At 61.0% G+C, this 12,546-nt stretch carries 8 protein-coding genes; 7 read left to right on the plus strand and 1 reads right to left on the minus strand.

Going from position 1 to position 12,546, the window contains the following annotated elements; translation table 11 throughout:
• Positions 1–107 precede the first annotated feature (107 nt).
• On the minus strand, positions 108–1,190 hold the full coding sequence (locus ABD882_RS17835) for a Gfo/Idh/MocA family protein (protein WP_345188808.1): 1,083 nt from the start codon (positions 1,188–1,190) through the stop codon (positions 108–110).
• Positions 1,191–1,299: 109 nt separating this feature from the next.
• Here ABD882_RS17835 and ABD882_RS17840 point away from each other — a divergent pair, with 109 nt between their 5' ends.
• The 7 genes from ABD882_RS17840 to ABD882_RS17870 all read left to right on the plus strand — a co-directional run bounded on the left by ABD882_RS17840 (position 1,300) and on the right by ABD882_RS17870 (position 12,316).
• Positions 1,300–1,914 carry a TetR/AcrR family transcriptional regulator gene (locus ABD882_RS17840; protein ID WP_345188809.1) on the plus strand — a complete coding sequence of 205 codons (615 nt, stop codon included), beginning with the start codon at positions 1,300–1,302 and terminating at the stop codon, positions 1,912–1,914.
• Between the two features lie 385 nt (positions 1,915–2,299).
• Entirely contained in the window at positions 2,300–3,640 is a 1,341-nt protein-coding gene (locus ABD882_RS17845; RefSeq protein ID WP_345188810.1) for an MFS transporter, read from the plus strand.
• A 192-nt stretch (positions 3,641–3,832) separates the two neighbouring features.
• Positions 3,833–6,142, plus strand: a complete 2,310-nt coding sequence (locus tag ABD882_RS17850) for a glycoside hydrolase family 3 C-terminal domain-containing protein (protein ID WP_345188811.1) — start codon at positions 3,833–3,835, stop codon at positions 6,140–6,142.
• A complete protein-coding gene (locus tag ABD882_RS17855; RefSeq protein WP_345188812.1) occupies positions 6,135–7,040 on the plus strand; it encodes an SDR family NAD(P)-dependent oxidoreductase in 906 nt (301 codons plus the stop codon). Before ABD882_RS17850 ends, ABD882_RS17855 begins: the two co-directional genes overlap by 8 nt.
• A complete protein-coding gene (locus tag ABD882_RS17860) occupies positions 7,037–8,272 on the plus strand; it encodes a glycoside hydrolase family 1 protein (RefSeq protein WP_345188813.1) in 1,236 nt (411 codons plus the stop codon). Before ABD882_RS17855 ends, ABD882_RS17860 begins: the two co-directional genes overlap by 4 nt.
• 175 nt (positions 8,273–8,447) lie before the next feature.
• Entirely contained in the window at positions 8,448–9,911 is a 1,464-nt protein-coding gene (locus ABD882_RS17865; RefSeq protein ID WP_345188815.1) for a family 43 glycosylhydrolase, read from the plus strand.
• A gap of 92 nt (positions 9,912–10,003) precedes the next feature.
• Entirely contained in the window at positions 10,004–12,316 is a 2,313-nt protein-coding gene (locus ABD882_RS17870) for a glycoside hydrolase family 2 TIM barrel-domain containing protein (RefSeq protein ID WP_345188816.1), read from the plus strand.
• The last annotated feature ends 230 nt before the right edge of the window (positions 12,317–12,546 follow it).

Consider the following 12,546-nt stretch of genomic DNA (forward strand, 5'->3'; position numbering starts at 1 on the left):
TCGCGAGATCGCTGCTCGAAGCCGGAGGATTCAGACCCCACCTACACTCTGGATTGCGATGAGCCCAATTCGGTCATACTTATTCCTCTCGGGTGGCACCTTCGGGGTCAGGTGCAGCGCGGGGTCATTCCGGCAGCTTGGTAGATCGCGTCGATCGTCGTCATCTGCCGCACTGCCGCCGGAGCGTCCGTGCGAATGGGGGATCGTGACAGAACTGACTCTCGAAAGGCGCGGAGTTGAGCGAGGTATGTCGACGTCGAATCCGGCTTCTCCGCCCAGCGGTCGTCATCGGAGGTGAATGTGATTCGCCCCGACGTTTGAGGGTGGTAGGGCATACGAACGCGCAGCGTCCCGAGGGTCCCGGCGATCGTAAGTGAGGGCATTGCGAAGCGCGGCGGCCACATCGAGCATTCGACATATCCCAGCACCCCGTTCGCGAATTGAAGCCGCGCGGTTACTGCACCATCGACGCCGTCACGCTCCGTCGCTTGGGCAGACAGGACGGTCGGCTCCCCGAACAGGTCTCTGAGCATTCGCACCGGGTAATATCCGACGTCCAACAGTGCACCCCCGCCGAGGGAAGGATTCCATCGGATGTCCTTTCGCGGAGGGATGGCTACGGCAAACGTTGCGCGCGCGGCAATCACTTCTCCGACGATTTCGCTTGCCAAGAGATCCCGCAACCGTTGCACGAGCGGATGATGTCCGGAGTGATACGCCTCCATCACAACGCGGTCGCTCCGTGCCGCGACCGATGCAACCTGTTCTGCTTGCGCGGCGTTCGCAGTAAAGGGCTTCTCGCAGAGCACGTGCTTTCCCGCCGCGATTGCCGCGATTGTCCACTGGGCGTGGAGGGAGGCTGGTAGGGGGATGTAGACGGCATCAATTTCGGGATCATCGAGGAGATCCTGGTAGCTGTCGTGGATGCGAGGGATGCGATGTTTTGCGGCGTAGCGTCGCGCGACCTCTACGTCGCGCGCGGCAACCGAGACGACCGGAATGCCGATCCTCTGAGCCGGCTTGAGGAGCGCCATCGGCGCAATACGCGCTGCACCAAGGATTCCGATTCGGATCGGTCCGACCCCGGGTGAACTCGAGTACTCGTTGGCGACAATTGGACCGCTCTGCGCGCGAGGAACGCCTTCGGGTCGTGTCCAGCGCGACCTGCCTGCCCTTCTTGGCGGCTTCATTGCCCAAGCTCTCCCGTAGGTGGAAACAAACCAGCAGATGGTTTGTTTTGCGGATTTCTGAAACCATACCGCTGTCGGTTTCTAGGCGCAAGTTGGATATCATCGGGATATGCGTCCGATCACCAAGTATCCGAAGGGTGTCGCCAAGCAGGAGGAGCTCGTTGACGTCGCCCTGCAGGTGATAGCTGAACGGGGTTACAACGGTGCCACGCTCGCGGAAGTCGCCGAGGCCGCTAATTTGAGTCGAGCCGGGTTGCTGCATCACTTTCGCAAGAAGGAAGACCTCTTCGCCGAGGTACTTCGACGACGCGACGAGCTCGCGACTGGCCGATGGCTGCAAGAGCAGAACGCACCGACCGTGGATCGAGCGGAGTTGATCGCGGGCTTCATTCGCGAGAATGCAAAAATCCCCGGTCTTGTGCAGCTCTTCAGCCGTCTCTCCGCTGAAGCGACCGATCCGGCGAACCCTGCCCACGAATTCTTCCGCGATCGTTATGAGCAGAACAAGCTTGCTTCCACTGCGATGCTAAGAGAAATGCGCGATGAGGGCAGGATTCCGCTTGCCGCCGACCCCGAGAAGTTCGCAATCATTCTCGCCGCGTTAGAGGACGGCTTGCAGATCCGATGGCTATACGATCCCAGCATTGACATGGCTGATCTCGTAGAAGAGTTCTTCGCGGCTCTGGCCGGGCGGGTTGCTGAGGGTTCAGCCGACCGCATGTAGCCGGCCTGGGTCGTAGGTCTCTCCGGACGAGCGTTGGGAGAGTCCGCCCCGTTGGCCTGCTTCTCGAAGTGTGAGTGCGAGTCGAGCGACCGGAATTCTTCTTGCGTGCCGCGCACCGGTGCTTTCGCTCGGATGCCGCCGATCGTGTGTTCGGCGGCGAAGCGGGTGAGGCGCGCCGCAGGAATTTCAGCGCGGGCTTGCAACAAGAAACCGACATGGGTATGGTTTGTTGCTAACGGCAGAAACCGACACGATGTTGGTTTCTAGTCCGATTGCAGTTGGCTGCTCTCCCGCTTAGTTGGATGCCACGGCAGCCGACATCTCTTCGGAGAAATCTGACTGACCCGCTTGTTCCTCGAATGACCCACTTAAGAAGGATTTGGCAATGGAGCCCACCAACCGACCTGCAGCACAGGCTGAACCGATCACCCCTTTGACAGCCTCGATTCCCGCCAGTTCCGGCGAGGCCATGGACCTTGGAAGGCCGCCGAAAGAGAAGCTGCCGAAAGAGAAGCTGCCGAAAGACCTGCGGGTCCTCTTCCGCTTTGCGCCGTTCATTTCCGCCGTCCCATTCCTTGCATTTAGCGCCACCAACTACTTCGCTGCGGTGCAAGCACAAGAAATCGATAACGCAGGCAAGGTGAGCGCGTTAGCCCTGATCAGTGGGGTCTCCGCCTTCGCTGCAATGCTTGCCATGCCGCTCGCCGGCGTCCTCACCGACCGGACCCGGAGCCGATTCGGATCCCGGCGCCCATGGATCCTTATCGGCGCCCTCATCGGATCGGTCGCGATGATCACGGCCGGACTCTCCACCTCGATCGCCACACTGACCCTCGCCGTCGTATTCGTTCAATTTGGATTCAACGCTTTCGGAGCGCCCTTTTCTGCGCTCCTCCCAGACCGGGTCCCCACCCGGTTCCGCGGTCGCTACTCCACGCTTGTTGGACTTGGCACGCTGGTGGCAGGCGTTCTCGGCGCGATCATCGGATCCTTCTTCGTCACAATGATCCCAATTGGCTACGCGTCTATCGCAGGCGTTCTGCTGCTGTTGACGGTGTGGTTCGTTGTGGCTCTGAAGGACAAGGACAACCGGGGGGAGCCGCGCCAGCCCTTCAACGTGCTCGCCTTCCTGAAAGCCTTCTGGGTCAACCCGATCAAGTTCCCGGACTTCTTCTGGGGCTTCCTCGGACGCTTCCTGCTCTTCGGCGGGTTCAGCCTGCTCAACACCTACGGGCTGTACATCCTCCAGGATTACATTCATGTTCCTGTTGCTGAGTCGCTGAAACTGGCTCCGCTGCTCGGTCTGGCAACACTTCCCACCATCCTTATCTCCACCTCGATCGCGGGTCCGCTCTCTGACCGAATCGGCAAACGGAAACCCCTCGTTCTCGCAGGTGGACTCATCATTGCGATGGGAGCGCTCGTGCCGATCGTGGCACCGTCGGTTCTTGGGATCATCATCTCCGGGATGGTCGTAGGGCTCGGATTCGGGACCTTCATCTCCGTCGATCAAGCCCTCATGAGCTCGGTGCTCCCAGACGCGCAGCGTTTCGGTACAGACCTGGGCGTACTCAACATCGCCTCAACTCTCCCGAGCGTGGTAGGTCCAGCCTTCGCGGGCTTCATCGTCTTGACCTTCGGCGGTTACCTCGCGCTCTACATCGCCGTCGTCGTTGTCGCCCTGGTTGGCGCGCTCGCTGTGCTTCCCATCAAGAGTGTCCGCTAACCGTGATGGGCGGTGAGACCGAGAGCGGACCCTGCCGAAGGAGGGGTTGACTCCTCGTCTCTTCGCCCGTCGGGAATTCATCGTGTGACGGGGAGAGTTCGAGGCCGGGCGAACGTTGAGCTGGCCTCGAAACCGAAAGAAGAAGCAGAGAACACCGTGCGAGATGGCTTCGCTAGATCCTTGGAGAAACTCATGACAGATCCGATCGAAAGAGTGGCCGTGGAAGCGATCGGCTATCTTGATCTCGCCCAGAAGGCGCAACTCGGAGGCGGAGAATCTTTCTGGGAATCAAAGAGTCTTCCGGGAGTGCCGGCGTTCACCATGGCCGATGGTCCACATGGGCTTCGGGTGCAAAAGGGCGACGCGGCCGATCACCTAGGATTGGGCGAAAGCGCGCCGGCTACATGCTTTCCACCTGCCGTTGGGCTCGGGCAAAGTTGGGATCCGGAACTCGCCCACAGAATCGGCAGGGCTCTAGCGGCAGAATCGCAAGCCCAGGGGGTGAGCGTTCTGCTCGGCCCTGGCGTCAATATCAAACGTGACCCTCGCTGCGGCCGCAACTTCGAGTACCTTTCCGAGGATCCCTTCCTCACCGGGCTGCTCGCGACGTCTTGGGTAAACGGCCTTCAATCCGGAGGGGTCGGGGCGTCCCTCAAACACTTTGCCGCCAACAATGCCGAAACAGACCGCATGCGGCTCAGTTCAGACGTTGACGACCGTCCGCTTCGCGAAATCTATCTGCGCGCCTTCGAGCGTGTCGTTCGTGACGCGCAACCGTGGACGGTCATGTGCTCGTACAACCGAATCAATGGCGTACTAGCCTCACAGAATCGTTGGCTACTCACCGATGTGCTTCGAGGGGAATGGGGCTTCAAAGGCGCCGTCTTGAGTGATTGGGGCGCGGTGAAGGACCGAGTTGCGGCGGTTGATGCCGGTCTCGACCTCCAGATGCCAGGCGGTACAAGTCCCTTTGACGCACGTGTGGTCCACGCTGTCAGGTCAGGTCGCCTGAACGAGGCGGTCGTCGACCGGGCCGCGGCAGCCATCGCGCGAACCGGACTGCGAGCTCAAGCGAATCGACGCCCCGTTGACGTCGACTATGACGCGCACCACTCGCTTGCACGAGAAGCAGCCGCCCGCAGCATTGTTCTGCTCAAGAATGAGGGTGACCTCCTGCCCCTGGCTGAAAGCGGGCGCCTCGCGGTTATCGGGCCATTCGGCGTTGAGCCCCGCTATCAAGGCGGCGGGAGCTCACATGTGCGGACCACGCGCCTGGACATCCCCCTCCACGAGATTCGCTTGCGAGCGCCACGCGCGACAGTCGAGTTCGCGAAGGGTTTCGCCGTCGGTCAAACTGAGGAACCAAACCAGCTGCTAGTCGAGGCCGTCGAACTTGCCCGCCGATCTGACACGGCAATTGTGTTTCTCGGGCTTGCCGCCGACCAAGAATCTGAAGGCTTCGACCGGGAGAACATCGACCTCCCGGCGCAGCAGCTAGCACTTCTCGAGGCCGTGGTAAACGTTCAACCGCGGACCATCGTAATGCTCGCCGCGGGCGGTGTGCTTCACCTCGCCCCCGTGCACGCGCTGGCGCCGGCCATCCTCAGCGGTGGGCTCTTGGGGCAGGCAGGTGGCAGCGCAATCGCCGACATCCTCTTCGGCCTGGTGAACCCATCAGCACGCCTTGCCGAAACCGTTCCGATGCGGATCCAGGACGCCCCCAGTTACCTGCATTTTCCCGGGAGTCATTCGCGAGTTCGGTACGGCGAAGGCATTTACGTTGGGTACCGAGGATATGACGCCCAGGAACGCAGCGTCCTCTACCCGTTCGGCCACGGACTGTCTTACACCTCGTTCTCCTACGAAAAGTTGTCTGTCGACCCGGTAGCCGACGGTCTTGAGGTCACCGTGACGATCCGAAACGTCGGGCGGAGCGCGGGGAGGGAGATCGTACAAATCTACGCCTCCAAAATCGACTCCGAAATCGATCGTGCGCCCCAGGAATTGGTGGGTGTCGGTCGTGTTGACCTCCAACCCGGAGAGTCGCAGACGGTTCGCGTCCGGGTCGAGCGTCGGGATCTCGCCTATTGGCACGATCAACTCAATCAGTGGGTGGTCGAGGACGGCCGTTATCTGATCAGCGCTGCCCGATCGAGCCGAAACGTTTGTCTCTACGCCGAGGTCGTCGTGGTCGGCGACGATGCGACGGTTCCAATCAATGACGAAACGACGATCGGCGAGTTGCTTGCCCATCCGCGGGCCGCCCCGGTCGTCATGGCATCCTTCGGTGCTCTCATGCCTCAAGCGGATGCGGGCGCAGCACTCGGCATGGACGTGATGAAGATGATGGCATCCATGCCTGTGGGGCGTGTGCTCGGCGGCGCTGATCCCGAATCCACGGAGCGACTCAACGCGTTCCTTGACGCCGTAACTGCAGCCCTCACCGTCGTCCCACCAATGAACCAGGACCAAGAAACCACGGAAAGGACCACCAATGAGTGAGAGATTGGCCGGAAAAGTAGCCCTCGTCACGGGAGGCGGTAATGGCGTCGGAAAAGCTGTCGCCCTATCCCTGGCGGAACACGGCGCTTCGGTCGTGGTAAACGATTTGGGAACGACAGAGCAAGCTGAGGGCGGCAGTCGAGGCGCCGCGGATCTTACGGTCGACGAGATCAGCCGAGCAGGAGGCAAAGCCGTAGCTAGCTACGACTCCATCGCCACTCCTGAGGGTGTCGCCAACGCAGTCAAAATCGCGATCGACACGTTTGGGCCGGTCGATATTGTCGTTGCCTGCGCCGGCGCGTTGTTTCCCGGTGACCTCAGCGCGACCGACGAGACATGGCACCGTTTCATCGATTTGTTCTTATCTCAGAAATTCTTCTTGGCGCGAGCAACCGTGCCCGGGATGGCCGAACGTGGATGGGGGCGCTTCATCACTGTCACGTCGGAGGGCGCACGAGGCACGCTGGGAAACCCGATCTTCGCCGCAGCAATGGGCGGAGTCATCTCGTTGACGAAAGCGATCGCCAACGATTACAAAGCTCACGGAGTCACCGCCAACAGTTTTAACCCCGCAGCGGCGACCCGGCTCTATCACGCGACGATCGCAAGTTGGGAACATAAGCACGCTGCCGGTGAGATCACCGATGAAATGTGGGAAGCCATCAAGGTTGGACCCGGTCCGGCCAGTTATGTGGCGCCGATGGTGACCTGGCTTACGACCGATGCCGCCGCTCAGACCACCGGTCAAGTGTTCACCATCGGCGGCGGAAATGTGGCCCGCTGGTCATCGTACGAAGAGGACAAGACCATCTATCGGGGCGATCATCGAACCACGCCCGAGTGGACTCTTGATGAACTCGACCAGGTTGTGCCCAACGGGCTAGGCGGCTTGGCATGACGGAGTTTCCAAAGGGATTCCTCTGGGGCGCGTCCACATCACCGCACCAGACCGAAGGCAACAACGTCAACAGCGATTGGTGGGCCCGGGAAGGACTGATCCCGGGGATGGACCTCAGCGGCGACGCCGATGACAGCTACCATCGTTTCGGCGAGGACATGCGACTCCTCGCGAATGCCGGGTTGAACGCATACCGCTTCGGAATTGAGTGGGCACGAATCGAGCCTCGGCCCGGACAGTTCAGTCTTGCGGAACTCTCCCACTACCGTCGAATGATTCAATCCGCGTTCGATTTGGGAGTGACTCCGGTCGTGACGCTGCACCATTTCAGCAGTCCGAGATGGTTCGCCGAGCAGGGAGGGTGGAGCGCTCCGGATGCTGTCGATCGATTCACTAAGTTCGCTGCGGCAGCGGCCGAAATCCTTCACGATGTGCCGTGGGTCATTACCATCAACGAGCCAAACATGCTGGCAATGATGACAATGATGGAAGACGCCTTCCGATCCGGGCAGGTGAAAGAGTGGCAGACCCCGACTATCCAGGAAGAAGGGATAGCAGATGCGCCCGTGATGGCGCTGCCGACTCCGAGTACCGAATACGGCGCCCCGCTTGCCGAAGCTCACCACGCTGCACGAGAGATCCTTCGATCCCGCACAGATGCTCGGATTGGCTGGTCCGTCGCTAACCAAGCGTTTCTTGCGTCTCCCGGCGGGGAGGCGAAACTGCTCGAGGTTCGCCACGACTGGGAAGACTTCTACCTCGATGCAACTTCTGGGGACGACTTTGTGGGAGTTCAGTCCTACTCGTCGCAACAGGTCGACGCAAATGGGATCGTTCCGCACCCGCCGCACCCGGACAACACGCTTGTCGGTACGGCGTTTCGCCCCGATGCGCTCGGCATTGCAATACGACATACCTGGGAGCGCACTCGATTGCCGATCCTCGTAACTGAGAACGGCATCGCGACTTCAGATGACGAACGACGAGTCAGCTACACGCGGGAGGCGCTACGTCACCTTTCCAATGCGATCGGTGAGGGAGCTGATGTTCGCGGATACCTTCATTGGAGTCTGCTGGACAACTACGAGTGGGGACACTGGGCCCCGACATTCGGGCTTGTCGCGGTCGACCGCACGACGTTCGCGCGCGCGCCGAAGCCAAGCCTGACCTGGCTTGGCGATGTCGCAAGAGCAAACGGGAAGCCCGTCGCCGGAGGAGAGAGATCCATTTGACCCACCGGCCGAGGCGGCCTGGAAGCCCTCGAAGACTGCGGTCAATGCCAGCGCCGTACCGTAGTCCGACCCAGAACGCGGCTGACCTGTTGGGTCAGTTCCGGCAACTTCAAGAACGGGCCGTGTAGTTCCTTTTCGCGGCGACAACACTTCAGCAACTCAGCATTGAAAGACGATGATCATGCTCTCTCACGCGGTCAACCCCCTCCTCCCGAGTTGGGAATACATCCCGGACGGCGAGCCACACATCTTTGGGGACCGTCTCTACTTGTTTGGCTCGCACGATCGTTTCGCCGGCCGTAAGTACTGCATGAACGATTACGTTGTCTGGTCAGCGCCAGTAGACGACCTGTCCAACTGGACGCCGCACGGGGTTTCCTACCGGAAGAATCAGGATCCCGGCAATCCACGCGGTCGCTACGCGCTCTGGGCGCCCGACGTCGCCCAGGGCACGGACGGCCGCTACTACATGTATTACGGGCTCGAGTTCGTGCCGCGACTTTCGGTAGCGGTCGCCGACGCACCAGAAGGCCCGTACGAATTCTTTGCGCACGTGGAGTACCCCGACGGAAATCCGTTGGGAGGTCTGCCGGGAGACGTGTTCCCGTTTGATCCGGGGATACTGGTCGACGACGACGGAAGGATCTTCCTCTACTTCGGCTTCGGGCCGGGCCAGAAATCGCTCCCGGCATGGAACATCAACCGTCGCAAACTCCTTCATGAAGGCGCGTACGTGGTCGAGTTGCAAGCGGACATGCACACCATAGTTGGCCGCCCAAAGCTGATTGTCCCCGTGGCTGAGAACTCCCGGGGTACCGGGTTCGAAGGCCACGGGTTCCTGGAGGCTTCGTCGATCAGGAAGATCGACGAGACGTACTATTTCACCTACTCGTCGATCAATGGGCACGAACTCTGCTACGCGACCAGCGCATATCCCGACCGTGATTTCAACTTCGCCGGCATCCTAATCAGCAATGCAGACATCGGGCTCAACGGACGGACCCAAGCTGACGCCCTCAACTACTTCGCGAACAATCATGGCGGACTGGTCCAGGTCGAAAACAACTGGTTCATCTTCTACCACCGACACACCAACCGATCGCAAGTCAGTCGCCAGGCAATGGCCGAACCGATCGAGCGCACCGAATCGGGGAAGTTTCTCCAAGCAGAGATGACCAGCTCCGGGCTGCACACTGACCCGCTAGCCGGCGATGGCCGGTTCTCAGCTCACATTGCGTGCGTACTCCGCTCCGCAGGCGGCGCGAAATACACTCCATATCTCAGCTTTACCCGTCGCGGACGTCATCCCTATTTCACTCAGAGCCGCCCCGACCGCAATAGCGACGGAGATCAGTACATTGCAAACATGCGGGACGGAGCCGTGGCCGGGTTCAAGTACTTCGATCTTCGCGAAACCCGCGCCATTCAGATCCAATCGCGCGGAGGATCCGGGGAGTTCGAGGTCAGCACCGAGTTGGAGGGACCGATCATCGCCACGGTCCCCGTCACGGCAGCCAAAAACATGAGCTCGCAGGTGCCCTTGCCACGGGATCTGTCCGCCCGCTCCGCTCTTTACCTCAAGTATCGCGGACGAGGCGCCGCCGACCTTCAAGCCTTCACCCTGATAAGCGCCAAATGACAGTTCACGGGACCCAGTTGCTCGCAGACGATTGGACCGTTCGGTCTCTCCCTCGCGGCAACCCCGTCCCGGTCCACCTCCCGCACGACGCCATGATCTCCGAACCGCGAACGGCCAACGCGGCGAGTGGGGCACACGGTGCATTCTTCCCCGGGGGTCGATATGAGTACTCGAAACGCCTAACGGTTCCAACCGACGCGTCGAGAGTCAGCCTCCTCTTCGAAGGCGTGCAAGGTATCGCAACGGTGTCGGTCGACGGCACGGTCGCCGGCAGCAACGCGAGCCCTTACCGTGAGTTCGAGGTTGACATCTCGCACCTGGCGAGACCTGGCGCCGAACACAACATCGTTGTCCAGGTAGACAACTCAATGTTGCCAAGCGCGCGGTGGTACACCGGATCTGGCATCTATCGCCCCGTGTGGATGCGCGCGACAGGGCCCGCCCGGTTCGAGGTTGACGGAATCGACCTACGTGTGCGTTTGACTGAGGATGGATGCGAATTGCAGTTCGTGACGACCGTGGAGACCACCGTCGCGAGCGATTCACCGGTCGATTTGTCGGTGCGCCTCGAACTTTCCGACGAGGGACATCTGATTGGGTACGCCTCGGGGCCGCCTGGATCGATGTCCCTTCGAGTAGCGAACCCAACCGCGTGGACGGACACCAACCCTCACCTCTACTCACTAACAGTGACCGTCCTCGCCGACGGCCAGGAGTCTGAGCGTGTAGAGCACAAAATTGGACTGCGAACAGTTGAAGTCGACCCACGTCGCGGCCTGCTGATCAATGGTCACCCCACGTTGCTCCGCGGGGCATGCATCCACCACGACAACGGAATACTCGGCGCTGCCACATTCCGCGAAGCGGAGTATCGCAGGGCGCGGATCCTGAAGGAGCAGGGCTACAACGCGATCAGAAGCGCCCACAATCCGCTCTCGCGCGCCTTCCTGGATGCGTGCGATGAACTCGGGCTTTACGTCCTCGACGAACTTACGGATGTCTGGTTCACGCCTAAGACTCCCTACGACTCCGCGTCTCAGTTCGAAGAAACCTGGCCAAAGGACTTGAAATCCATGGTCGCCAAAGACCGCCTGCGTCCGAGCGTGATCATGTACTCGATCGGTAACGAGATTTCCGAGAGCGCGACCCGCGCAGGCGTAAGCACAGCGCAAGAAATCTCCTCGTCACTTCGCGAACTTGACCCGTCTCGACCAACTACTCTGGCAACGAACTTCGTCCTGAGCATGCTGGCTGGGTCACCCGATCACGCTGAGGACCACTCACCGGACACGTCCAAGCCCGCGGGGCCAACTAGCACGACGGTCAACGCGCTTTCCAATCGCATTGGGCGAGCAACGCGGTTAGTGACGCGCCTACCCAAGGCCGACTCCGTCAGCCGAGATGCGTTCGCAACTGTTGACGTCGCCGGCTATAACTACGGTTGGGTCCGATACCGTGCGGACGCACGCCGCTATCCGGACCGCGTCGTGCTGGGTTCGGAATCGTTCCCGGGTGAGATCGCCGAGATCTGGCCGTTGGTCGAACAGTTTCCCAACGTGATCGGCGATTTCGCGTGGACCGGGTGGGAGTACCTCGGCGAAGTGGGCCTCGGAACCTGGACCTACGGCGATGATCGCTACCGTCAGGCACGGGCGTGGCCCCAGATCGTGGGCGGCGGAGGCGCCATCGACCTTCTCGGAAATCCAAGCGGATTGATGCTCTTGGCTCGAGCCGTATGGAGAATTGACTCCACACCAGGGATCGCCGTACGACCAGTTGACCACTCGGGTCAAAGAGTCAACAGAATGCTGTGGCGGGGCAGCGATGCCGTACCCAGCTGGGCCTGGCTCGGCTGCACCGGTCGGCGGGCGGATGTAGAGGTTTACAGTGCGGCCGACGACGTGGAGCTCATCATCAATGGTCGCTCATTGGGCCGCCGTCCGGCGGGTCCCCGACACCGTCATGCCGCCCATTTTCAGCTGGATTACGAACCTGGCGAACTGGTGGCGATCGCGAGAGTCCGCGGGGTCGAGATCGGTCGGAGTGCTCTCCGCTCCGCCGGAAAAGCGACCGTGCACGTAGTGCCGGAGATCGAGGTTTTCGACAGCGACAAGCAAGACCTGATGTTCGTCCGAATCGAGCTTGCCGATGCGAACGGCACCGTTGAAATGGCGGACGACGACACGGTCGAGGTCACAGTCTCGGGCGGAAGTCTGATTGCGCTTGGAAGTGCAGCGCCCGCGACAACCGAGTCCTACACTGACGCGACCCATCGCACCTACCAGGGACGGGCGTTGGCTGTGGTTCGGCCAGATCCCAAGGGACCCGGTGTGGTGGTCGGTGTGATTAGCAAGGGTCACGGAGGCTCCAGTGCGCACGTCCCACTGAGACGAGCCGAAAGGTAGGTGTTGCTTGCACAGCGCGGGCAGATGAAGGACGAGGGCGCTCGCCTGCGGCGAGCCGCGTCCAAGAAGCGCACGATCTGCTGCTCCTTTCCTGCCGCCGTCCGTTGCGGTCGTGAGTGAGGTCAGCTGGCATCTGTTGGTCAAATCGGCAGGTGGCGAGCAGAGGAATTCGCCGAGAAGACTCCTGAAGAACCGCCCGATGACCCACGGCTAACCCGACCGCGCAACGG

The organism is Microbacterium panaciterrae, assembly GCF_039541635.1.
In the GTDB taxonomy this organism is placed as follows: domain Bacteria; phylum Actinomycetota; class Actinomycetes; order Actinomycetales; family Microbacteriaceae; genus Microbacterium; species Microbacterium panaciterrae.

Coding starts and splice junctions, on each gene's coding strand:
- ABD882_RS17840 (WP_345188809.1), top strand. CDS start 1,300: ATGCGTCCGATCACCAAGTATCCGAAGGGTGTCGCCAAGCAGGAGGAG.
- ABD882_RS17835 (WP_345188808.1), bottom strand. CDS start 1,190: ATGAAGCCGCCAAGAAGGGCAGGCAGGTCGCGCTGGACACGACCCGAA.
- ABD882_RS17870 (WP_345188816.1), top strand. CDS start 10,004: ATGATCTCCGAACCGCGAACGGCCAACGCGGCGAGTGGGGCACACGGT.
- ABD882_RS17865 (WP_345188815.1), top strand. CDS start 8,448: ATGATCATGCTCTCTCACGCGGTCAACCCCCTCCTCCCGAGTTGGGAA.
- ABD882_RS17855 (WP_345188812.1), top strand. CDS start 6,135: ATGAGTGAGAGATTGGCCGGAAAAGTAGCCCTCGTCACGGGAGGCGGT.
- ABD882_RS17850 (WP_345188811.1), top strand. CDS start 3,833: ATGACAGATCCGATCGAAAGAGTGGCCGTGGAAGCGATCGGCTATCTT.
- ABD882_RS17860 (WP_345188813.1), top strand. CDS start 7,037: ATGACGGAGTTTCCAAAGGGATTCCTCTGGGGCGCGTCCACATCACCG.
- ABD882_RS17845 (WP_345188810.1), top strand. CDS start 2,300: ATGGAGCCCACCAACCGACCTGCAGCACAGGCTGAACCGATCACCCCT.